The following is a 24,933-nucleotide window of genomic DNA, read 5'->3' on the forward strand; positions in this document are numbered from 1 at the left end:
TGTCTGCTGGTGTGAAGGCATAAGCAGCGGGTGGTGTTCGGCTCTTGTGTCGGGACCTGTTGACTGAGGTCGTACCGGAGTCCACTCGCGCCAACACTTCCGCCACGTCCGCGAACTCCCGCGCCCGCACCAAGGCTTCGACGCACTGCGGAGCGTGTCGGGATGATCGTCACCGAGCACCCGTCCCCGATGGCAAGCACGTCCTGCAACTCCGCCTCCCCGGCGGCCAGATCGCCGAGCCGGCCGAGCACCACCGCGCGGGCATGGCGGACGTCCAAGGTGTACCGGTGCTCCGGCTCGAGCGTCCGGGCGTACGCGTCGGTCAACGCGTTGTACTCAACCGCGGCGACCGCAAGATCGTCCTGCTGCTCCAGGAAGCCTGGCGATCTGGAAGTTCGCGAACAGCACGGACGGATGATCTGGCCTGCGCACCCGACGCTGAATCCGCAACCGCCGCCGGGCATCCGGCCCCGACCTGCATGGCGGCCGACATGCGTTCAAGTGGACTCGACCGGGACCGGAACTCGAGCATCTCGCTGAATGGGCGGGATTGTCGGTGCCGTCCGCTGCCGTGGACGCATTTTGATCTTGACGAGAGCGCAGACGTTGCGGTGGTGGTGTGCCCGGCCCGCTCGGATGACTTGTTGGCGAAGCGGGTGGACGTACTGGTGGCCGAGCGAGGGCTGGTGGGCTGCCTGCGGTGCCCGATGACCCGGCGTTCCGATCGGCGTCATCGGCTTCGTGCCCTGGGCGCTGAAACCAGCCGTAAGCCCGTGACCACCCATCGAGTTACGAATCGATCACCGATCCCAAGATGCATATCCCAGCCTGACCCCGGCTGACGATGTTCCGGCAAGTTCACAAGTCAATATCGTCGTAATCAGGTATCGCAGCGAGTGGAAGGTATGGGTGGAGAGCCTCAACTTGCGCGAAGTGGGGTCCGGTTTCGTCGACCACTTCGTAGCAGTGGATGACGACAGGGTTCTTCGGTCGAGTGGAAAGCGGATTACGGCGGTTGACCGCTTGCTGATTCTGTTCCACGCGCTCAACGATGCTGTCCAGACGAGACGTGAGAGTGTCTGGGATCAGGTTGCGGGGCACGGCTCTGGACAGCCATTGAAGGAACGGGGTTACGAAGTGTGGCGCTGCCGAGGCGCCGTGGGCCGTAAGGAAGTCGATCACCTGTGTTGTGAACTGCACGGCGGCACGCTCAGGAAGAGGTTGAGGAGCTGGCGCCAGGGCAAGGGGAGGGATGCGACCGACGTCGCGCATGGGGGTGGTCGTCGCGACGCTCAGCCAGGTCGAGGTGTAGTGCGTCCACTCGTGGAGACGTGCTTGGAGGGTACCCCTCAGTACGAGGTAGGCGACAACGTCGCGTGCTGCATGGCCGTGGCGTAGCCGCGACAGCAACCTATCGTCGCCGCGCAGGCGGGCGTGATGCAGGTATTGCAGGTGCGGGACCGATCCGCGGAGACCTTCCCGGGCGACTGTAGTGCGGTCGACCAGGTCGATCGCGCTCAGCATCGAGTGGTAGCCCTGTTCGTCCAGACCGGCACGCCACAGGTCAACCACACCTCGCCACGAGTGAAGCGAATCGAGGGCATCCGGAAACAGTCTGGCCAAGGGCACGCCAGTGTCGCCGAGTGGCCGTCGGATCCGCAGGAGGACAAGATTGGCCGTGTAGCAGGCCATCGCGCGCAGAGCGTCGGGAGAAAGCGGTCGGTAATCGACGATCCGATGGGACGCACCGCTGCGGCTGTAACCGGCCACGAGGGTGTCGAGTGTGGCGCGGATCCAGATTAATTCCTCGGGTTGCAGGTCTACAAGAAGGTCGTCGGCGAATTGCAGCACAGGAGATTGGATGGCCAGCGGCTGATGCGACAACAGCGCGCGCAGCAGGTTGTCGTCAGGCTCATGACGTTTACGCCGCCCCAGAGCACCTTCAGCGGTGTCGCGCAAGACGTCGATCACATGTGCGGCGACGAGGTACTCACCGAAGGTGGCGTGCAGGAACTCGTAACTGCGGCGCACCGTGCTGGTCTCGCGGACCTCGGGGGCGTGGATGAAGAAGAACTCGCCCAGTACGCGCTCTCCCGTGGGCGCCAGCCCTTCCAGGGCAGCGAGGTCCGCAGTCAGGTCGGCCTCGGTGATGTCCTGCCTGCCGCGGTTGAACATGCCGAGCGCAGCGATCGACAACGCCCGCAGTTGCGTCTCGATGGCGGCGTCGAGTTCGTTGCCGTGCAGGCGTCGTCCTGCTTTCTTGGTCGCCTCGCGTTGCGCGTAGTCGGCGACCAAGCGCTGGTACAGGTGTGTGGACGACAACGTCGCGGTCTCGCCGGTCCGGTCGCGGGAGGTGTAGTACAGGGTCAACAGCAGGAGCAACAGCGGCTGCGCTGCCAGTTGGGGATGGGAATGTGCGACGGCCGCAGTCATGGTGGCTGACCCCGGGACGGTCTGGGCGGAGTTCCAGCGTCGAACCCATTCGCGGATCGCAGCGTGATCGAAGTCCTCCAGCTTCGCCACGGGCATGGCCGCCGGAACCGAGATCCGGTCGACGGCGAGGGTGCGGGCGGTGACCACGACTGCGACCGGATAACCCAGAGCGGCCTCGGTGCGCTGAAACTCGACGATCCGGTGCAGGTAGTCGGCACGGTCGACCGTGCCGACCTGAAGCAGCTCGTCCAGACCGTCCAGTAGGACAACGCGGATCCGGTCGGCGCTCTGCTCTACGAGGTCCGGCCAGGGCACCCGGTTGTGGGTCGCGGCGTCCAATGCCTCTTGGATCTGGACCGGTACTGTGGCGTTGGCCTCGACATGCCGCAACGGGACCCGTACGACTGTGTAACCGAAATCGGGCAGTCGTGCCGCGATCACCTTGGTCAGCAGCGACTTACCCGCTCCGGGATGTCCCAGTAACAGCAGTGGTGACGTCGTAGCCTCAGCGGAACTGAAGTGGCGGGCCAGCACCACCCCCACATCCTGGGCTTTCCCGCGCTCAGTCGACGAGATCTCGCCGCTGAGCAGTGCTCCTAAATTGGCACCGATCGTGATCTTGCACCGCGGGTCGACGAAGAGGTCTTCCAGGGAGGGGAACGTGGTCCAGTCTCCGTAGCCATCGCTCTCGATGTCGAGCACGGGTTGCCGCAGAACGGCCTGATTGACCTGCCGGACGACGGCCAGCAGGTCACGGTGAGACGGAAGGGCGGCCACGGTGGCCGACAGCAACTGTTGCATCCTCGTCAGTGCGGTCTGTGTGGCGCCGTGTTCCACCAGGTCCGCCCATACGCGGAACTCCGGGACTCTGCCCGCCAACTCGAGGTACGCCGCCTCATAGCGAGCCTTGGTCCCTTCGGCGACGGCGCCGTAAATGTCCCTGCCGAACCGATTCGTGGGGCGGTGGCCAGGTTCGGGACTGTCAACGACAGGACCATTCCCGTCGTCTGTACCGCCGTCGGAGTCGTCGAGCAGGACTTCCTCGACGAAACGGGCCACAACGCGGGCCTTGCCGAGCGCCCACTCGAAGACGTCGATCGCTGTGGCGTGGAAACCCGCGGCGGCCGAGGGTGCCGGGACCTCCAGGGTGTACAGGGCTTTCACAGTCTCGTCTGCCAGTTCCTGACGTACTCCCGCCAGCAGCAGCTTCTCCCGGTCGGACACCCCGGCTTCAGCCAATGCGTCCCCGATCGGGGACTCCGCCAGTGCGTCGAACAACGAACTCATCACCAGCGCTGTGTGTGCGGCCACGACCAGCTCGTGGCGCTGCAGCCCTCCGGTGTCCAGGATCCGGTCGGCCACCTTGCCCAGCGCCGTACGCAGCAACCCGGCCGCTTCGTTCTTTTGGTCCACCCACCCCCACATCGCCGACACCGATGCCTCGGCGGGCGCCAGACCGGCACTCAGGATCAGTCCGCCGCACAGGCTATCCAGCCGTTGTAGCCACGGATGCTCATGGCTGCCCAAGATCTGCAACGCGCCGCGGAACGAAATCGGTGGATGCCGTCGCACAACCACAGCCTAGTGCTCGGGACCACGGAAGCGCGGCGAGGCACCGGGACTGATCGCCTCGACCGTCTCCCGCCGAACCTGGACGCGCGGGCAGCGCTGTACCGCGGTCTCGTCGCCGGTAAACGGATGCTGATCGTGCTGGACAACGGCGCTACCACCGTCCGGTCGTCCCGCTGTTGCACAGCAGCCCGACCTGCACCGTGCTGGTAGCTGGCCGCACCACCACCGACGTAGTCGCCGAGGCAGCACCGTCGTGAACAGGCCACGGCATGATGGCCGGGTGTCACCGAGCCACCACGAAGTCGTCGGCGCCTTCATCGTCCGCGCCCGGCGCGTCGAGGCCCACTCGCTCGTTCGGGACCCCGACGTTCTTTCCGATCTCGCCCGGGAACGGTTCGACGTACACCTGCGCCCGGATGGAACCAGTCGGATCCGCCATCGCCTTCCTCCCGACGAGGAGGTCTTCGAATCCTTGGCCGCGCGCGTCCGCCCGCTCCTCCTCGTCAAGGAGTCGGTTCACCATTCCAAGGTCACCAAGGCGTTGAAGCGCCTGCTCGACACGAGTCCGATCGGCGACGTCGAGCAGTACCGTGACGAGTTGAACGAGCTGCGCGAGGCATGGAAGACGACCACGACCGGCGAGACCTACGGGCTGGTCCAGTGGACGGGAACAGAGGTGCCCGACACCCTCGCCCCGGTGTCCAACGTGCTCCTGGCCGAGGCGTGGATGTACATCGACCTCGTGCACGTCGATCCCGACCAGCGCAGACGTGACGCCCTGAATTTCCCGATGCGGCAGCGCTATCTGGCCGCGGTGCGCTACTACTGCCGGATCGCCGAGCTGGTGGTGCGGACGTTGCGATACGTGGAGAAGCTGCGCGACGTCGGCGTGGTCGTGCTCGACGTCGCCGACTGGGAGCGCGACGTCGTCGTGGGCTCGGAGATCGTCGAGGAGGGCATCATCCGTGTCGCGCCCGTTGGAACCGAGGCGACCGCGGCCGACTTTGGCGAGCAAACCAGGGAAGTCTGGCGTGATCTCACCACCGTAGAGGCACTCCGGCAGGACTTGGTGACACGACTGCGAGTGGTACTCGGCCGTGCCGACGGAACCCCGGCGACCGTCTACGACGCCGCCGTCCTACCTCGACCCGCCGACGCGGAGGATCGACAGAGCGCCGACGTTCTGATCACTGGAGGAGTGGTGTGCCGCCTGCGGTTTCCGGTGGCCGACGGACAGCCGGATCCGCCGTCGATGGAACTGGTCAGCGCAACCGAGAGCAACGAGGCCCATCTGGCGCTGTGCCGCTTCCAATTGCAGGCGGGCGAGGCACACACGCTGGCGTTCTACGGCGAACACGACGACGAACCGCACCTGACCTTTACCACCCACCTCACCGCCGAGGACACCGAACAACTCCGGGTGGTCATCGACACGCTCGAAGACGTCCTGGCCATCGAAGCCCTCACCGGCCGAAGCCTGGGTAGGCCCACCACCATCGGCGATCAGGAACGCATCCTGCTTCGGGTCACGCGCCGACTCCACGAAGGACGAGTCGTCGAACTCGCCCGCTCTATCGGCCCACGGATCGACCCTCGCGGCGAACTGCCCACCGGCGAACACAGCTGCCTCGTCCGCAACGAACCGCAGACGATGACGTTAGCAGGAGTCGAGGTCCCGATGCCCGCCTTCGTCGTGTGGCACCCCCGTGCCTCCACCCGCGACCTCGGATCGGCACCCGAACACGGCCCCGAGGCACGACGGTTCGACATCGCCGCGCCGCAAGGCGAGCGGTTTTTCGCCTGGGCACCCGACGTCTGCACGATCGCACCGGACGAGATCACCCAGCACGTGGAGCCGTGGGACCTGTTCGGCATCGACCAGCGGACCAGCCCGTTGTGACCGACCCGCCGCGACGATGAATCCGGGTGACGTGTCCGTCACCCGGATTCATCGCACACCTACCATGTCGCGATGAGGCTCCCCGGACGTAAACGTCCCGACGGCTTCGACCACGAGCCTTCGCGACGATCGTCGAGGGGACGGACAGACTCGCTGCGGCCGGACTCGGCGAGGACGAGGCGCGCACTCGCGGTCGACGCCCAGGCCAGGCCTAGGTTCAGTCCCGGCGTCACCAACGGTGCTCCCGGACCAGTCGGGTAGCCGGTGGTGGGCGGACGGACGGTCACAGGCTCAACTGGCCTGTCGGCGTCTTCTTGGCCAAAGTGACCAGCTCCCCGACCCAGTCAGCGGACAAACGCAGTCCTTCGGCATGTTCGACCATCCACTCGGCGGCGTAGCGCTTGCGCGCCGCCGCGGTGATGCACGCGGCGTAGCCCGGGTCGGCGGCGAGCCGGGCGGCCAGCTCCGCCCTGCGTGGCAGCAGCGCCTGTTCCTGCTGTTCAACCTGGTCACGTACGAGTCCCAGGGCTGCGCTGACGATGTGGTTCTCATGCCAGCGAAGGCGTGGGTTCCCCAGCAGCTCGGTCAAGCCAGGTACACCCCGTGCCGCGGCTTGGTGGCCGCGCCAGGTCGCGCGCCGGAATCCCGGATCGGCCGCCACCGTGTCCACCCACCGCCGCACGACGTTCTCGGGCAGATGTTGCGGCGCCGCCTCCTCGTCGTCGACCTCCGGCGACCACCGTGCAGTGCGTACCCTGTCCGTAGCGGTGTCGGTCAACTGCTCCAGCGGCTCCGACCAGGCCGCGACGGCGGACCAGAGGTTGACCACACCCCCGTGGGCGAAGCCGACCTCCACCTGCCGGGTCCAGCCGTCGATCCTGTCCAAGGTGGTACGCAGCCTCCGATGATCGGCTTCGGCGAGATGGTCACCGGCGGCGGCCAACACCGCCGCGGCGTTCACGGTGCGATGGTTGAGGTACAACAGCACCGTGCCGCAGGCGGCTGCGGCGTCGAGAGCCTGGTCCAGGGTGACCTCGTCGTCGAGCACGACGGTGTCGACGTCCAACGACGCCGCCAACACCGTCAGGCCCTTTCGGCGAGCGGTGTCGCGTACGTGTCGTGCATGGTCGGCCAAGCTGTCCCGATCGGCGGCGGCGAACCCGACCACCGCGTCCTCCACATCCTGGGGCGTCATCATGGTGGGAACTCCACCAGCGGACACTGACAAAACCGGCTGCCCCGACCGACCGACGGGATAAGTACGCTCGATCGGGTGATCCGGGCCGCCAACCTGTTCAGCGTGTGCGCCAGGTTGCGTGATTTGATGCCGCAGCAGAGCTACTCAGGCACAGGGCCGGGACAAAAGTGCATGTTCGGTTCCCTGATCTTCCCTCCGTCCAGATGGATTCGCTCACATACCCGACGCACTGCGAGTCTGTCTTCGACATCGCGAACGCCGGCGAACCTCAGCGCTCTTTTCACCCATAACTCAAGCAGAAGCGTTCGCGGCCAGCCGAACGTTATGACCGCGAGCGTGGTCAACTGGCCAGTGAAATCCCGCCGGAACATCGGGTCGTCGTGGTCGTCAAGAAATGACGAGCCGCGGATTACTTCGAGGAGTCGGAGTACATCCTCTTCGCCGAGAAGGAGCTTGCGCTCCTCCGATCGGGCCTCGGGGACCGGCACGGGCTCCGGCTTGCCGAAAATCGCGAATCCGATGCGTCTGCGCTGGATTCTGTGGATACTTTTCAGCTGTGCACCGGGATAGGCCTTGTCCGGATACTCCCTGCCAGGGCGAACAATCGTGTCGAGCCTGACCGCCCATAACTCTTGCTTGTCAACGTCGAGGCAGCAAGCCTCCGAATCCGCGAGGGTACCGTGCAGAACGTCTGCGGTCACACGGATCTCACTACCTTGCGGTGCCGTCAGCAACCGATGCGCACGTCCGTCGGTCCACACCCAGTAGGTGAACTGGAATGTGTCAGGCCCCGTCGTGTCCGCCACCGTCCGGCGGTTCATCTCTTGTGTCGTGATCGCAGAATCCTGCACCTCTACCGCGTATCGAAGTCCGGAGTCGGGAATCGTCACCGCTACGTCGACCCGCCGACTGACGGCGGGGTAGGATTCTTCGAGAGTCACCTCGTATCCTACGCTGCGGAACTTGTCTGCCAGAATTCGCTTCGCGGCGAGGTGTCGCAGACTTTCGCCCGATGCCGGGCAGTCCAGATTGGCTCGATGCGCAAAATGGGGCACCACGATTCGCCCAGGCTTCAGGACAACCGCCTCGTGACAGGCCGGGCAGGTGTAGTCGGCTCGTGGGAGTTGGCGCGTGGCTTCGACGCGCTCCCCATCACTGTTGCGTGCCACCAACATGGTCCCACGTCTACACCAACCCCCCGACAATCTGGCGTTACCGCTGGTCGAGTTGCACCACCACATCGTGGTCGGTGCCGCAACAGCGCTCGCACGTCCAGTAGTGGATCATGCGGTGTGTGGGTGCGGACCTGGCTGTGGCGAAGTCGCAGTGAGTGCATGTACTGATCACGGCGCGGTTCACGCGGTCGAAGCCACAGGACTGGTCGTAGGAGTACCTGTGGGTCTGACCGCGGCGTTAGAGCGCAAGAAAGGCTGGACGTTGGCCAGCCGGCCAGCGAGGTCTCCCCGAACGGTGTCCACACGATGATTGATTCTCTGCGGCGACGGTCAGGGATATCGCCGAAGAAAGACGGACTCTTCCACGGTCTGAGCGAAGACAACTCAGAGGCATGTCCGAAGCCATGCCGCCCTGCCCTGCCGCGACGAGGACGGCATGACCCTCAATGATCTGGAGTGGTCCATTCCCGGCCGCGTGATATCAGGTCGACCAATGAGCTGGTGACGTGTCAGCCGGTGGCCATCAGGCCGTCGAACTCCTCCAGTGTCACGAACGTCATGAGCGGCCGTGGCACGAAGGCCGCCGGGCTCGGGCGCCGTGTGACGAACAGTCCTTGGACGGACGTCGGCATCGGTACGCCGAAGGCGTCCGCGACTGCCGCGCAATCCGCCGCGACGGTGTCCACCTTGGCTTGCAACTTGCCGACTTCGCCCTTCTTGGGATCGTAGAACTGCCGAACCGCGCGTGCGATCTCGGCCGGGGTGAACACCTCGGCCAGATCCTTGTCGTCGATGACCCACAGGACGCCATTGTCGGGGTGCATCGCGATGTGGTCGATCTCGCCGGGCAGGGAGGCGAGTCCGATCGTGTGCGCGTGGTGGGGCTTGATGCGGCTGCGTACCACGAACCCCATGTCCCGCAACCGCTCGTCGACCTGGTCCTCCAAGAGCCTGGTGCGCTGCAATCGAACCTGGTCGATAGCACGGCGCACCGTCGGACAGCGGTCCAGGCGGCTGGTCGGCCACGGCAGCAGGCCGTCGGTGAGATAGCCGCTGGTGACCCGTCCCGTGGCTGCCGAGTTCCACGGCAGGACCAGCACCGTGTCCTCGGTCAGCCGGATCAGGGGTCGGGTGAGGAGCCGGTGGTCGCGGGCCCGCGCTTTCCACGGTTGCACGCGTTCAGCGGCCAAGTCGGCGCCGGTCAGCGTCAGGGCCGCCAGCGCCGCTTGCGCCTGCGCACGGTCGATGTCGAGTTGGTCGACCAGCTCGGTCTCGACGTCGACGAGCGCGACTTCCGCAGTCGGGTGTTCGTTGGTGACCGGCCAGGCGCTGAGCACCGTGCAGGCGCCCAGCAACGCCGTGGCGGTACAGCCGAGGTCGGTCATCATCGCCGGATCGACCTGGGCCAGGATCTCACCGAGGTCAGGGCCGCGTCCCAGCTCGGTATCGGGTCGCGTGGTCGTCCGCTGGTAGTGGCGTAGGCGGGCGTCGTCGAACGCCTCGACGTCGATGGCCGTGGACTCCCCGGCGTGAAGGGTGATCTCGAAGCGGTCGGACACGTCGGTCACCTCACCGCTCATCTCGTGCAGCAGGGCGTCGGCACGGGTGGTGGAGTCGACGAACAAACCGGCCAAGGCCAGCAGGTGGGCCCACTCGATGTCATCGGGCTCAGCTGTGCCCTGCTGATCGTTCACCAGGGCGAGTTCCATCAGCGTCGCCAGGACAGCAGACTGCTTGACCAAAAGGCTCTCGCCGTCCGGTTCGAGTTCCGGATCACCGGTCTCCGACAAGCGCGGTGGCATCTGAGCGCGATTGAAACGTTGACGTCGGTGCGCATCGCGCGTGAAGGCGACCGCTTCGATCTCCTCCGCAGCCCGGTGTAGCACCGCGGAGGCGTCGAAGCGTGCGAACCACTCTTCCACCTGGTGACGCAGCCAGGGCAGGATCACCTCCAGTTCGAGAGCCCTGGACTCGGCGTGGTCGCGACGCCCCGCCGCTTGCCCGCTGTCGACCAGGTGGACGCCGAGCAGCCTGTTGGCCTGCGACACCGCCCACTCCGGCACTGGCGCGGGCCGCCGCATGTCAAGAGCCTTGTTCAACGTGGTCTCGGCCGAGACCACCAGCACCCGGGTCGCGGTGGGCCAGGCTGCGGCCAGAGACTCGACCGCCGCTGCTTGATCATCGCCGCAGTTGCGCAGCAACGCGGTCGTGATCAGCTCACCGAGTCGCCTCTGAACGTAGCCGGGGTTCTCGACCTCATGGTGCTGCAGGGAGGAAGTCCACCGGATGACGATCCCGCCCTCACCGCCGTCACCGCCCTCCAGCGTCAACGGTTCGCCAGAGGCATCCTCGTACACGAACTCGACCACCAGCCGATCGAGGCCGCAAGCACGCAGTACCGCTGTCGTCTCGTCTCGCAGTTGCAGCGCCACCCGGCACGCCGTCCCCACCATGTCGAACGCGAACGCCACCAGATGCGACGGCATCGACCCCCGCAGCACCTCGGCGAACAGCGGCCCGTGCCACGGATCTGCGCGATCGAGCAGACCCAACGCCCACGCGGTCCTGTCCGCGGACACGAAGCTGACCGGGTCGGCCTCCGACATGACGACCGCCAACTGGTTGACCGGCGGCAGGCCGAGCCGGTGCAACGCCCACTCCAGTGGAGCCCGCCGCCCCGCCAGTTCCCACTCCTCGTCACCGACCTGGTGCGGGGCGACCATGATGCCGGTGGGCGGCAGACCGGCTCGATGCAGAGCCTGGCCGTTGGCCCGCCACGTCTGCCAGGTGTTCACCGGCTCCCAACCGAACATCTGCACATCCGTGTTGGTGACCACCTGCTCGTGGAAGAACGCCCACAGCTCGTCCGAACGCTCACACGTCTTGACGATCCAGGCCAGGTCCTCCAGAGAAATCATCGCGACCGGCTCGGTCACCCCGATGAACGAGGTGCCGATCAGCGCGGTCACCACCACCCGCACGATCTCCGCATCCTCCGGCAGGGTCAGCGGCCCGGCATCGGTGGGTATGGAGACACCCGGTGTGACCGCGGTCAACGCGGTCTCGGCCTCGCGGACATCACCCCCAGGTCCGATCTGCGCCGCGACCGCAAGAGCCAGGACGTGGCGTTGCCCGTAGAAGATGAGCATCACCGGCCCCGCAGGTCCCTGGAACACGTCAGCGGGCGGAAGATCGTGTAGCGAGTGCAGCAGCTTGCCGACCTCACCCCGCGCGATCCGCAGCCACTCCTGCTGCGACCGCAACGACCGCGCCGCAGCCCGGGCAGCCAACTGCGCGATGCCGGACTCCCACGCCTCAGTCACGTACGGAAGCGGAAGCGCATACCGCGCACCACCAGGACCGGACACTGCAACAGCCGTACCGAAGCACGTGGTCATCATCCGCAGGTCGACCTCCAGCCGACCCAGCGGGATCGTGCCCCACTCCAGCGCCTTGCGGTGTTCCTCCGTCGCCTCCGGTCCCAGCGGAGTCCACAGCAGAACTTCCTCAGCGGCCCGCATTTCCTCGGTGCCAACCACCGGGAGGTCCCCAACCTCCGGTTCGCCGTCCGCAGGCCACGCAGGCGCCAGGATCTCGACCACCCGCTCGGTGTGCATCAGGCACACCTCGATCCAGTCACCCACACCGAACCCCACCATGCGCCTCAAAGCCGGGTCCACGGCCTGGGCGACCAGCTCCGCCGTCCGCAGCGACGCCAACGGACGCTCCAACATCCCCGGATACAACCGGTACGGCCGGCCACGGAAGACCCCCACGGCGGCCACTCGCGGATCCCAAGGAACCGCGTCCTCCAACGACGCCGCGGGCCCGGCCAACGCCACCAGCGACTCCATCAGCTCACGCATACCACCCGACGCACGCACCGCAGGACGCCGCTGCACCGCCGTCCGCAACGCCAGCCTCACCGCATACGCCAGCGTCAAATGCCGGTGCATCCCCAACGGCGAGGACACGATCGCGTGCACGGCAACCAACGGATCACCGAAACCGGACAAGGCAGCCAGCACCGCACGCTCATGCTTCCGACGCTGACGAAGCCGCTCCTGCTCACCCGACTTCGCCTTGCTCCTCCGGCCGCCCATGACGCCCTCCGACCCGCGATCCCACCCGCAGACGAAGCCAGTCCGCGGTTCCGGGCACCGTACGCCACCGCACCGACAATGTGGACAGTCAGCGGATCACGAAACGTAACGAGATCGCGCCGAAGGCGGGTTGCAAATCCGTAGAACAGAATGGATCTGCGTCGCCCGAAGTCAATCAATCGCATTTTGCGACCCGGGCTCCCGACCGGCCAAGGAGTACCCTCCCGGCCGAACAACGACTACCGAGTGCGACCGGAAGTACCCCTGCCGATTTCACTGGACGAAAGGTTCGGGTGGGAAATTCCCCACTCTTGCGACGACACCCCAGACCCCTGCTAAGCTGGACTTATGAGCCACTCCCCTTCGAGGCGAGTGGGAAATTCCCCACAGGCGCGTGTTCGGGCAAACCTCTCGGACACGTGCACTAACCCTACCGGCAGGGCGGATGGTCACATCGACCGTCCGCCCTTCGGCGTTGTAGACTATTTCCAGCCGTAGTTCGGCGAACAGTTGCTCAAGCTTGGCGGCGTCCGCCCGCTTGATGATCTCGTGCACGTCGCCGAACGAGTCGATCATGGCGTAGATCTCCCTGTCCGAGAGCCCGGTGCGCTGACACCCTCCAACTCCGCCTTCGCCGCTGCTCGCTGAGCCTGGGCCTCGTTGACCGCTTCCACCAGTGCCGCAGGATCGATACCCGAAGCAATGGCCTGCTGGAATCGCCTCAACCGACCCTCGGCCGCTTCGAGTCGCTTTTTCGCCGCTTCGTGCCCATTACCCGACGACCCGACCTTGCCCTGTGACTCGACCAGCGCAGACACGGTCCGGTCCACATTCTCGGATGCGAACAACCCGCTGAGCCACTTGCCCAGCGGCTCCAGAACCGCCGTTTCGGGCAGATAGACGTTCTTCGGGTGCCCGTTCAGCGCCGGCGACCCGGGAACCAGTGTCCGCGCCGAACACCGGTAGTACGTCCGCGTCGCGCGCGGAGTGCCCTCCATCCGTCGCGTGCAGTGACTGCACCGCACGCGCCCACGCAGGGGACAGGGACGTTTCGTAGCCTTCGGCCCACGCTCCGACTTCCGGCTTGCGGCCAGCCCACCGGCCGCCCGCGAGCGGCGGAGCAACTGGGCCTCTACGAACTCCTCTACATCGATGATCTTGGGATGCGCCGGCTGCCGCGACCGGACCACCTTCTCCGGCACCGAGCGCCTGAACCGGATGACGTGACCTGCCGCCACGTCGTCGGGGTCGAGCAGCGTCTCCTGTCGGGTCCACCTGCCGAAGGCGGGCTGCCGACGCCATCGTCATCGCAGCCTGGGCAGCGGACAGTGCCGCCACAACCCAGGTGCAGACCGCTCGACCGCCGCCCTCCGCCACGCACCCAACGACGGAACCGACAGTCCGGAAACACCCCCACAAGGCGATCGACATCCATTGCGAAATCACAACCCGAACGGCTACTCATCGTCACCACCGAAAGTGCGTCAGAGCCCATACTGGACAGACTCGCTCATCGGCATGTGCGGATGTTTGAAGCACGCCTTCAGCCGGAGCGGGTTAAGTGATCAGCTCAAAATGAGTTTTCGCAGTCAGGTGATCGAGCAGGCCAAGCTGAGTATCGCCTGGTGGGCGTCGGCTCCTCCTTCGGTGTGGACGCGGCGTCGTCAGCTCTTAAGCCGGGCCTCAGGGAACACTTGGTCGGATCGGCTACCGCGTCGTCACCGTCCGCCTCGCGGAACCTGCTCTATGCCGTCGGAGGCAGGGCGGGCTCCACCACCACCTCCTTGCTTGGTCTTGTGGCCGGCTCCGCGCCCCACGTCTGGCGTCAGTCCACTGTGGACGTTGCCTTGTCGGATAGCCTCGTGGCCATGTGGCAACTCACGGGGGTCGTCCTTGCCGTGCTGCTCGTTGGTGGCTGCACTGCAGACGGTGGGAGCGAGCGGGATCAAGTGGTGGCGAAGTTGAAGTCCGACGTCCGGACCCAAGGTGCGCCAGAGCGGACCGTTGACTGCGTTGCGGACTGGTACATGGAGCACGCGTCGTCTGAGCAGCGCGAAGCCTTCCTCGACGGCGGGGCCGAGAGCCAGGCCGACGACGAGAGCGCGCGTGCTGCACTCCTGGAATGCGTGAAGACCGCGACTGACGGGCAGTAGCCACACGGTCACTAGACCGTTTGCATCTACACGACCAGGGTCGTGCCCGTTAGCGTCGAGATCGGATAGGTGAGCGGCTAGAGGCCATCGGGGGCGGTGGCGGCTGCTCCGCCGCACGGGGGGAATCGATGCGCATCCGCTCTTTTGGGCTGCCCAGAAGAACTCTGGTCCTGGCTCTCGTCGTCGCCGTCGCCGCAGCGCTCGTCGTCGTGCTGCGGCCGTGGCAGTCGCTGGACGATGTGCCGAACGGCCAAGTGCAGCAGGGTGGCGCGCCGACTCGCGTGCGGGAGCTGGAGGACCAACGGACCTCCGCGTCGCGGGTGTACCTGCTGTCCGACGGTCGTTTCGAGGCTGAGCTGTCATCGCAGCCGCGGCACTTCCGCGACTCGCGGGGTTCCTGGTCGCCCATCGACACCGAGATTCGCGCGCTCTCCCGTGACGGATACGCCTTCGGCAACGACACCAACGCCTTCAGCAGCCTGTTCGGTCGCACGACCGATCGGCTCACCCGGTTCTCGCTGCCCGACGCCAAGGTGGAACTGGGTGTGTCGGGCAGCTCCCGTCCTGCGGAACCCGTCGTCCGAGGCGACACGATCACCTACAACGACGTGCTGGACGGGGCAGACGTCAGTTACCGGGTCACTCCGACCGCGCTGAAGGAGGAGATAGTCCTCGAACGACCGCCTGCCGAGGCGGAGTACCGGTTCGACCTGCGGTTGGACGGCCTGGAGCCGCGGGAGTCGGACAACGGGGAGATCGGCCTGTTCCGGCCTGGCGCGGTGGGCCGGGCGGTCGCCGTGCTGCCGAAGCCGTTCATGACCGACTCCGCGAAGGATGCGAAGTCGCCGTACGGCAAGGGGTGGAGCGACAAGGTCACGCAGGCTCTGGAACGCGATGGAGACCGCACGGTCGTCGTCGTGCGCGCCGACCACGAGTGGCTGACCGACCCGGCGCGCAGCTACCCGGTCGTGATCGACCCCACGATCCGGGTCGAGCCGACGTCGAACTCGGGTCAGGACAGCCAAATCTGGTCCGACACCCCTGATCGCAACGATGGCGTGTCGTACCAGCTGTCGGTCGGCACGGACAACACGGGCCGCGCCAGGACCCTGGTCAAGTTCGACACCTCGGTACTGCCCGCGGGGACCAGCGTGAGCTCCGCGCGGCTGCGGCTCTACTACGACAGCGAGCTGTTCACCGCTGCCAACAACAACACCTTAGAGGCGCGCCGGATCAGCGAGCCCTGGGCCGAGAACACCGTCACGTGGAACAACTCCAATGCCGCGTTCGCCGAGGCGGGCCTGTCGACGACGGTGAAGCAAGCCAACGTCTCGAACGCCTGGAACGAGTTGGACGTCCGCAACATCGTCCAGTCCTGGGTTTCCGGGAGCACCGCCAACTACGGCGTCATGGTGAAGGCCACCGACGAGACGCTCAACCGGGGCGGCGCGATCTACCAGGCGGCCGAGCCGGTGTACAACGGCGACTCTGCGAACTTCCCGCAGTTGGTGGTCACCTACGGGCGTCCGGGTGCAGTGCTGGCACCCATCACCAAGACCTACGCCACCGGTGCGGAACTGGCGTGGAGCCCCTACGCGGATCCCAACCCGGGCGACCCGGCCGACGATGCGGTCGAGTACCAGATCCACCGCTCGACCGCTCAGGTCTTCACCCCCTCGACGGCGACGCTGATCACGTCGGTGGGCACGCAGGCCACGAGCTTCATCGACCGCACGGCCCAACCTACTCCCGCGACCGCGCCCGACCTTGGCTGGAACGCCTACTACTACATGGTCGCGGTCAAGACCCGCGACGGGCAGGTGGTTCCGAGCGCGACCCAGCTGACCCGCACTCCGAAAGCCGGACAGGTCCGCCAGATCTTCCGCAACAGCGCCTCCACCACGGTGGCGTCGAACCAACCAGACGCCAACCACGATGCCTTCGCGGGCGAGCCGTGGTTGCAAGTCGGCAACAACGGCACGACCTACGGAAGGACCCGGGCGCTGCTCCGCTTCGACGGTCTCGAAGCGATCCCGCCGGGCACCCAGGTCGTCGACGCCGACCTGTCGGTGTGGGGCTTCTACTCCTACGGCGGTGGGGCGGTGTTCGACGGTCACCCGTTGACCACGCCGTTCGTGGAGAACCAGGCGACCTGGAACCGCGCCTCGGCCGCTGCCGTGTGGCGCACACCCGGCGGTGACGTCGGCGCCCGCGCGGACTACGTCTCCGGTGTCGGCAACCTGCCCACGTGGCACATCTGGGAAAGCGCCGCGATGGCGCAGGCATGGGTGGACAACCCCGGCGCCCACCACGGTTTCGAGATCAAGATCAGCGATGAGGGAGGACCCGGGCAACGGGTGCTCCTGCTGTCCGACGAAGCGAAAGAACCGCTGCTGCGGCCCAACCTGGCGATCAGCTACCTGGGCACACCGCCGGCCGAGGTGCCGGCCGCTCCCGCCGTTTCCTCGGTGGACTACCCGGCGGACGGGCAGCCGCACGGTCAGCCGGGACGTGAGGGCACGTTCACCCTCACACCGAACGGAACGGTGCCGATCACCGGTTACCGCTGGCGGCTGGACGACGGCCCGAACACCGACGTGGCGGGCACCGGGCCCGTGTCGGTCAAGGCCACCCCCCAGACACCGGGGCAACACAGGCTGACGGTCAGCGCGCTCGGCCAGAACGGAACGGTGTCACCGGCCACGGTGCACACCTTCGTCGTCGCCGATCCACCGACCGCACCTGGTGCTCCACAGGTCCTCTCCCTGGACTACCCGGCCGACGGGGCGGCGTACGGCGCACCAGGACGAGAAGGCACCTTCACCTTCCGCCCGTCCGGCGCGATTCCCATCGCGGGTTACCGCTGGCAGCTCGACGACGGCCCGACGACCGACGTCGCCGGCACGGGCAAGATCCTGGTCAAGATCACCCCGCAGGCCGCGGGGGCGCACGTGCTCACGGTGCGCGCCTTCACCTCGGCCGGCGGGCTGTCGGCCCCGACGACGTATCGGTTCCACGTCGCACCGGTGGTTGCCCCAGGGACCCCGGACGTCTCGTCGGTGGACTACCCGGCGGACGGGTTGCCGCACGGCGGAGCCGGTCGGGAAGGTGTGTTCACCTTCCGCCCCAGCGGAGCGGTCGAGGTCAGCGGATTCCGCTGGAAGCTCAACGACGGCGCGACCACGGACGTGCCGGCGTCGGGCGAGACCGCGGTGCGGGTCACGCCGCAAGCGGGCGGTCCCCAGACCCTCGCCGTGTGGGCGCTGGGTGCCGGGGGCACCGCTTCACCCCCGTCGACTTACACCTTCCTGGTCCAAGGCGCGGGAGCCGTCCCCGACGCACCGCTGGTCTCGTCCGCCGACTACCCGGCGGACGGGGAACTGCACGGCGTCCTCGGCCAAGCGGGCACCTTCACCCTGCGTGCGTCGGGCGAGGTCGCTGTCGACAGCTTCCGCTACCAACTGGACACCGACGCGACCGCCACCGAAGTCCCCGTCGGCACCGGTACAGCCACGATCAGCGCAACGCCCGTGCGGTCGGGCCTGCGAACGCTCACGGTCTGGGCCCGCGTCGCCTCGACGGGCGCCATCTCAGAGCCCCGCAGTTACACCTTCGGTGTCGGCGCGCCGTCCGGGCCGCGCGAGTTCTTCTACGACGCGGCAGGCCGGCTCGTCGGTATGACCAACAGTGCCGGCGAAGCCGCCGCCTACCGGTACGACGCGGCGGGGAACCTGCTGGCAACCGAACGGTTCGCCGCTTCGGAGCCGAAGGTGTTCGCCCTGGTGCCGGCTCGTGGCCCGGTCGGTACGTCGGTGGAGATCAGCGGCTCCGGTTTCACGAACAACGCCAGTGGCAACGAGGTCAGTTTCGATGGTGTGCCCGCGCAGGTGACCGCGGTGTCGGCGAACCGGTTGACGGTGGTGGTCCCCCAGGGCACCACGGCGGGTCGGGTCCGGGTCGTGGTCGGCGCCGGCGCCACCGAAGCCCCGGAGCCGTTCAAGCTGGGGCCGGGAACGCCTGTCCCGACGATCGCCACCGTCTCGGCGGACCGGGGCACGCGGAACGACGTCATCACGATCACCGGGACCGGGTTCGACCCGGACAGGTCCCACAACGTGGTGATGTTCCACCGCACCGTGGCCCTGGTGGAGGAGGCCACGCCGACCAGCCTGCGCGTGCGCATCCCCGAAGCCGCCTCCTCCGGCCGCATCACGGTGCGCACCCCGGGCGGTGTCGCCACCGGCGGCGCCGACTTCCTCGTCGCCCCGCGCGGGTTCGACATGGGCAACCTCGTCTACGCCGGGAAGATCAGCGCGGGCAGCGGCGCGCTGGACGTGAACGTCCCGGCGAACAAGGCCGCGCTCGTCCTCGTCGAGGGCACCGCCGCCGAGCAGCTCAACCTGACCCTCGACAACAACACCGTCCCCGTGCGCTCGGCCATGTGGATGTTCACGCCGTACGGCGGCAACTTCGCTCGCGGGGCACTCGGCGACCCGTTGGACTTGTGGGCGGGCGGCAGGCTCAGCGAAGACCTACCGGTTCTGCCGACCACCGGTGTCTACTCCCTGGTTCTCGACCCGAACGACGACGGCGCGGGCTCCGTGCGCATGTCACTGTCGCACGACCTCGCGGGTCGCAACCTGACGCGTGACGGCTCCGGGATCGGGTTCCAGGTCACCGTCGCCCAGCAGTACGTGGAATTCCCGTTCACCGCGGCGCAGGGCGAATGGCTGAGCATCGGGCTGTCCGACCTGAGCATGCCGCAGAACGACTTCTCGGTCCGGGTGACCTATCCGGACGGCAGCTACCGCACGTGGCAGGCATCGCTCGCCCGCTACATCCCGACGATGGTCTTCAAGGCCGGCGCCGCGGGCACGTACAAGGTCGGTATCACGTTCGGCCGCGACCAACTGGGCTTCGGCAAGGTCTGGCTCTCCAGCGTGGTCAACGGCGAGCCGCTCGTCGTCAACGGTGACGGCACCACTGTGCGGCTGCTGCGCCCCGGCCAGTCGGTGCGCTTGCCGTTCACCGGCACCTCAGGCCAAAACCTGACATTGGGTTACACCGAGAACACGCTCAAGGTGAACGACCGGCCGAAGTACCCCGGGGCGATCCTGGGTGAACCGGACGACCGGCAGATCGAGTTGAGCACCGGGTGGGCTGAGACCCGCGACATCCCCACGCTGACCAAGACCGGCTCGTACAACCTGTTCATCACCGGCTGGGAATCGGTGGGCACGGTCAAGGCGTGGCTGTCCACCCGTGTCGAGGGCGGGACGCTGGGGATCAACTCGACGAAGAAGGTCGCCGTCACGCGGCCGGGTCAGGACACCTGGCTCGACTTCGACGGCGTCCAGGGTCGGCCGCTCTACCTCGGCACCACGGGCAAGACCCTGTCCGGTGAGGTCACCCTGCGCCTCCAGCGCCCCGACGGTGGACTGGTGCAGAAGGACCGCAAGATCGACCTCGCGGCGTTGCCGGTGACCGGCCGTTACCGCATCCAGGTCGATCCTGAAACGCCGAGCACCGGCGAAGTCACGGTCGTCGCGGCCGAGCCGGTCGACGTCGGGGCGATCGCGCTCGACGGCACCCCGCCCAAGGCGGTCGTGGCGTTGCCCGGACAGAAGATCACCGGTCGGTTCACCGCGACCGCCGGCCAACGGCTCAGTCTCGGCACCGCGACCGCGATCCCCCACCTCAAGCCGGAGATCACCAAGCCGGACGGCACGCGCCTTGCCGTTTTCAGCTTCTTCGACACGACGTGGGGCCAGGACTTCGACGCGTTGCCCGCGACCGGTGAGTACAAGCTCACGCTGACACCGATCAACGCGAACACCGGAGACGTGACGCTGTTCCTGTCGACCGAGTACGACGGAGGGAAGGTCGATCTCGGGGGCGCGGCGAAGACGATCACCATCGAACGGCCCGCTCGCAACGGCAAGGTCACGTTCGACGCGACCGCGGGCCAGTCACTGGAATTCCTCGTCACCAACCTCAACCTCGGCCAGTACGCGCCCTACTACACGCTCTACCGCCCCGACGGGGGCACGGTGTGGCGACACCTGATCATGTCCAGCACCCGGATGACGTTGGGCGCCATGCCCGCCACGGGCACGTACACCTTGGTCTTCGATCCCTCGGTCGGGTCCACGGGGACGGCCGACGTCCAGGTACGACCGAGGACCACGACAGCGGGTGGCCAAGCCGACGTGGGGCAACCGCCCACACCCGCCGCGGCCACCTGCGACACGCTCCCCGCCGGCCCCACGGCCAAGGGAGGCGCTGCCGAGGGCACGCCTGGTGTCGCACCCGAGCCCGAGCCGGCAGCGCCGAACGAGTGCGCCCAGCCCGAGCCGGACGGATTCACCGCCCGACCGGGCGGCACCGGCTGGCGGCCCAACCGGTTGGACCTGGACGGGCTGGGCTGGGGCACCCGCCGCCCCGCACCTCCCGTGCGCGAGCGCCCGTTGCAGTTCCCCGTCGGACTCACCGGGGTCGTGGGCAAGGTCCTCGACACGTCGGACAAGCCGCTGCCAGGGATCTCGGTGGCGGTCGGTGATCGGCACACCACCACCGATGCCGACGGTCGTTTCGCTGTCGCGGACGTCCAACCCGGGCACGTCGTGCTGCGAGTGGACGGCGGCGACCGGCACGGCGTGTTCGACATAGGCGTCGATGTGACCCGCGGTGAGGTCACGGTCTTGCCCTACACGGTGTTCCTACCGGTGCTGGACACCTCGACCAAGGTGCAGATCGCGAGCCCGACGCAGGGCGAAACGGTGTTGAGGACCGGGGCCATCCCGGGCCTGGAGGTCCGCATCCCCGCGGGCACGGTCATCCGGGACGTGTCGGGCCAGGTCGTCACCGAACTGAGCGTGACGCCGATCCCGGTGGACCGGGCGCCGTTCCCGCTGCCACCGACCAAGGTGCCGGTGTACTTCACCGTGCAACCGGGTGGGGCAGTGCTGTTCCCGCAGGGCGCGACGATCGTCTACCCGAACTACACCAAGGAACCACCGGGCACCAGAACGCAGTTCTGGAGTTACGACCCGAACGGCAAGGGCTGGCACGTCTACGGGCACGGCACGGTGTCCGCCGACGGCAAGCAGGTCGTGCCGGACGAGGACGTCAAGTTCTACCGCCTGACCGGCGCGATGACGGCCGTGCCGAACATGAACCCGCCGCCGAAGGCACCCGCTCCGAACAACACGCGGGTGGGGGACCCGGTCGACCCGGCCACCGGCCTGCTCGTCGACGAGGCGATCGACCTGGTGGTCGACGACGTGATGCCCATCGAGATCAAGCGCACGTACCAGCAGGCAGACCCGGACGTGCGCACGTTCGGCCTCGGCATGAACTTCGACTACGGCATGTTCCCGTGGTCGCCCGGCACCATCGGCAGCTTCGACTTCCAGCAGTTCGACCTGGTGCAGCCGGACGGCGCGAAGATCCACTACCACCGGGTCTCACCGGGCAAGGACTACGCCGGCGCGGTGTTCAACGCCGACCCGACGCCGACGAAGTACGCGGGCTCCACCGTCAAGTGGAACGGCGACGGCTGGGACGTGGTGCTGCGTGACGGCACGACGATCGTGCTCGGCGACGAGGCCCCGATGCAGGCCATCCGGGACAAGCACGGCAACACGACGACCATCACCCGGGCGCCCGCACCGCCGTGGACCGACGGCAAGGTCCGGCTCAACGGACCGATCACGCAGATCACCTCGCCCAGCGGCCGGTGGGTGAAGTTCGCCTACGACACGGCCAACCCGCCCAAGGTCACCGGGATCGAGGACAACCTCGGCCGACGCGTCGGCTACGAGTACGACACGGGCAACCGGCTCGTCAAGGTGACGAACACGGAAGGCGGCACCACCCTCTACGGCTGGGCGGGCAACAAGCTCAAGACGATCACCGACCCGCGCGGGACGGTCTACCTGACCAACGAGTACGACGCCGCGGGTCGGGTCGCGAAGCAGACCGCAGCCGATGGCGGCATCACCGAGTTCGCCTACACCGAGTCCGGCGGCGCGATCACCGAGACGCGGATGACCGACCCGCGTCGCTTCGTGCACCGGTACACGTTCAACGCCAAGGGGTCGGTCCTCACCGAGACCAAGGCGTTCGGCACTCCGGTCGCCGCGACCACCACGACCGAGTACGACGCGTCAGGGGCACGTCGGACCGCTTCGACCGATCCCCTCGGGCGACGGACCGCGTACGAGTACAACGATCTCGGGCAGGTCTCGAAGACAACGCAGCTCGACGGGACGCCCGACGCGAAGGTACGCCGGTTCGAGTACAACGGGCCGCACGGTGAACTGACCAAGTCGACCGACGAATACGGCAAGGACACCGTCTACGAACTCGACGCGCGGGGCGCGGTCAAGTCCGTCACCGACGCCTCGGGACGCAAGACGAGCTACGGGGTCGACGGAGCCGGCCTGATCACCAGCGTCACCGATCCGGACAACAAGACCAGCACCGTGGAGTACGCGGGGGCCGACCCCGTGCGGTCCAAGGACGAGTTGGGTCGGATGTCCACGTCGGGTTTCGACGCCGTGGGGCGCAAGGTGGTGACCTCGGACGCCCGAGGAGCGGTGACCGAGACGCGCTACTCGGGTGCCGACCACGTGCTGTCCGTCGTCGACCCGCTCGGACACACGGTGTCCTACGAGTACGACGCCAACGGCAACCGCACGAAGGTCGTCGACGGGCGTGGCGGTACCACGGTGTTCGCCTACGACGTGATGGACCGCGTCCGGACCGTCACAGATCCCTTGGGCGCCTCGGACCTCACCGAGTACGACCGCAACGGCAACCTGGTGAAGTACACCAGCAGACGCGGTGTGGTGACCGAGTCCGACTACGACGCACTCGACCGCAGGGCCGAGACCCGGTACGGCGCTGAAGGGACCACGAAGTACGGGTACGACGCCGCCGACCGTCTCGTCCGTACCGAGGACACCGCCGCCGGCGTCTCGACGCTGGACTACGACGGGATCGACCGCCTCAAACGGGAGAGCGGACCACACGGCTCGGTCGACTACACCTACAGCGCCACCGAGCGGGACAGGACCGCCACTGTCGCCGGCCACAGCCCGATCCGGCACGTCTACTCCGCGACCGGTGAACTCAGCGAGATCCAGCACGGCGGCACGGCGGTCGACGGCGTGAGTCGGGACGTGGTCGGGCGGCCGTCCACGGTGGGTCTCGCCGGCGGCGTCCACCAGACCTACACCTACGACGCCACCGGCTCGGTCAAGACGATCACCTATCGCAACGGGTCGACGGTCCTGGGCTCGCTGAACTACGACTACGACCGCTCGGGCAACCCGAGTCGCACCGACGGCTCGTTCTCCCGATCGGTGCTGCCGGAGGCGTTCGGTCCGGCGACCTACGACGCGGCGAACCGGCTGCGCACCGCTGGGAGCGCCACCGCCGGGTACGACGCCGACGGCAACCTGCTCTCCGACGGCACCACGTCGTACACCTGGAACGCACGCGGGCAACTCGCAGGACTTTCGGCACCGGGGAAGTCGGCGTCGTTCACCTACGCGGCGGATGGACGTCGGATCGGACGAACGATCGACGGCACCACCACCAACTACCTGTACGACGGGGACAACCCGTTGCAGGAGAAGGTGGGCGGCACCACCTCGGCGACGGTCACCAGCGCCGGAACCGACGCGTTCACCATCCGGGAAAGCGGTGGAGGGACCCGTCGGCACCTGGTCGACGCCCTCGGCAGCACCGTCGCCCTGGTGGACGGCACGGGAGCCGGCGCGGCGTACTCGTACGAACCGTTCGGACGCACCTACAAGTCCGGTGACGACGTCGGGAACTCCTTCGAGTTCACGAATCGGGAGAACGACGGCACTGGCCTCTACTTCCACCGTGCCCGCTACTACAGCCCGACCCTACAACGGTTCATAAGCGAAGACCCGATCGGCTTCGACGGCGGGATCAACCTCCACGCCTACGTGGGCAACAAGCCCACCGAGCTGACCGACCCGGCGGGCGAGGACGCGAAGCAGATCCACTACCGGGGTCGCTACAACATCGACCTCTGGGAGAAGAACAAACCGAAGCTGCCCAAGAACTGGGACGCGCACCACCGGATCCCGCAGGAGTACCGCAACCACCCGGAGTTCAAGGACTTCGACTTCGACGCGCCGAGCAACATCCTCGGTGTGCCGGGCAGCCGCGTCCCGGGACCGGTCACGAACGTGCACCAGCACATCACGAACGCCTGGAGGGACTTCCGGGTGCAGAACCCCAACGCGACCCGTGCGGAAATCGAGGCGTTCGCCGAGCGGGTGGACGCGCAGTTCGAAGGGTTCTGGTGGTACAGGTGACCCGGACGACCAGGGTGCGAGCCGGTAGGGTCCGGCCTGGT

Annotated in this window: 9 protein-coding genes; 3 read left to right on the forward strand and 6 right to left on the reverse strand. The window is 67.2% G+C overall.

The genetic code is table 11. The features are described 5' to 3' along the window. Positions 1–858: 858 nt before the first annotated feature. On the reverse strand, positions 859–4,005 hold the full coding sequence (locus tag AB0A74_RS05165) for a hypothetical protein (RefSeq protein ID WP_358247609.1): 3,147 nt from the start codon (positions 4,003–4,005) through the stop codon (positions 859–861). A 280-nt stretch (positions 4,006–4,285) separates the two neighbouring features. Here AB0A74_RS05165 and AB0A74_RS05170 point away from each other — a divergent pair, with 280 nt between their 5' ends. After that, positions 4,286–5,905 (forward strand): hypothetical protein, encoded by a 1,620-nt coding sequence (locus tag AB0A74_RS05170; RefSeq protein WP_358247610.1) that lies wholly within the window; start codon positions 4,286–4,288, stop codon positions 5,903–5,905. Between the two features lie 283 nt (positions 5,906–6,188). Here AB0A74_RS05170 and AB0A74_RS05175 read toward each other — a convergent pair whose 3' ends face one another. The 5 genes from AB0A74_RS05175 to AB0A74_RS05195 form a co-directional block, all read right to left on the reverse strand. Beyond that, positions 6,189–7,103 (reverse strand): hypothetical protein, encoded by a 915-nt coding sequence (locus tag AB0A74_RS05175; RefSeq protein WP_358247611.1) that lies wholly within the window; start codon positions 7,101–7,103, stop codon positions 6,189–6,191. 140 nt (positions 7,104–7,243) lie between these two features. Then, the gene (locus AB0A74_RS05180; RefSeq protein WP_358247612.1) at positions 7,244–8,278 is read right to left on the reverse strand and encodes a competence protein CoiA family protein; all 1,035 of its coding nucleotides are present in this window, start codon (positions 8,276–8,278) and stop codon (positions 7,244–7,246) included. A 509-nt stretch (positions 8,279–8,787) separates the two neighbouring features. Continuing rightward, positions 8,788–12,381 (reverse strand): hypothetical protein, encoded by a 3,594-nt coding sequence (locus tag AB0A74_RS05185; protein WP_358247613.1) that lies wholly within the window; start codon positions 12,379–12,381, stop codon positions 8,788–8,790. Positions 12,382–12,654: 273 nt separating this feature from the next. Then, on the reverse strand, positions 12,655–12,957 hold the full coding sequence (locus tag AB0A74_RS05190) for a hypothetical protein (protein WP_358247614.1): 303 nt from the start codon (positions 12,955–12,957) through the stop codon (positions 12,655–12,657). Next, positions 12,954–13,583 carry a zinc ribbon domain-containing protein gene (locus tag AB0A74_RS05195; protein ID WP_358247615.1) on the reverse strand — a complete coding sequence of 210 codons (630 nt, stop codon included), beginning with the start codon at positions 13,581–13,583 and terminating at the stop codon, positions 12,954–12,956. Before AB0A74_RS05195 ends, AB0A74_RS05190 begins: the two co-directional genes overlap by 4 nt. 666 nt (positions 13,584–14,249) lie before the next feature. Between AB0A74_RS05195 and AB0A74_RS05200 the strand changes: the two genes are divergently transcribed. Further along, positions 14,250–14,534, forward strand: a complete 285-nt coding sequence (locus AB0A74_RS05200; protein ID WP_358247616.1) for a hypothetical protein — start codon at positions 14,250–14,252, stop codon at positions 14,532–14,534. Between the two features lie 128 nt (positions 14,535–14,662). Next, entirely contained in the window at positions 14,663–24,892 is a 10,230-nt protein-coding gene (locus tag AB0A74_RS05205; protein ID WP_358247617.1) for a DNRLRE domain-containing protein, read from the forward strand. Positions 24,893–24,933 lie beyond the last annotated feature (41 nt).

The organism is Saccharothrix sp. NPDC042600 (assembly GCF_040647305.1).
GTDB lineage: Bacteria > Actinomycetota > Actinomycetes > Mycobacteriales > Pseudonocardiaceae > Actinosynnema > Actinosynnema mutabilis.

What these genes read in the sequence shown, in the direction of transcription:
- AB0A74_RS05180 (WP_358247612.1), bottom strand. Translation starts at nt 8,278, where the DNA reads ATGTTGGTGGCACGCAACAGTGATGGGGAGCGCGTCGAAGCCACGCGC.
- AB0A74_RS05200 (WP_358247616.1), top strand. Translation starts at nt 14,250, where the DNA reads ATGTGGCAACTCACGGGGGTCGTCCTTGCCGTGCTGCTCGTTGGTGGC.
- AB0A74_RS05175 (WP_358247611.1), bottom strand. Translation starts at nt 7,103, where the DNA reads ATGATGACGCCCCAGGATGTGGAGGACGCGGTGGTCGGGTTCGCCGCC.
- AB0A74_RS05205 (WP_358247617.1), top strand. Translation starts at nt 14,663, where the DNA reads ATGCGCATCCGCTCTTTTGGGCTGCCCAGAAGAACTCTGGTCCTGGCT.
- AB0A74_RS05185 (WP_358247613.1), bottom strand. Translation starts at nt 12,381, where the DNA reads ATGGGCGGCCGGAGGAGCAAGGCGAAGTCGGGTGAGCAGGAGCGGCTT.
- AB0A74_RS05190 (WP_358247614.1), bottom strand. Translation starts at nt 12,957, where the DNA reads ATGATCGACTCGTTCGGCGACGTGCACGAGATCATCAAGCGGGCGGAC.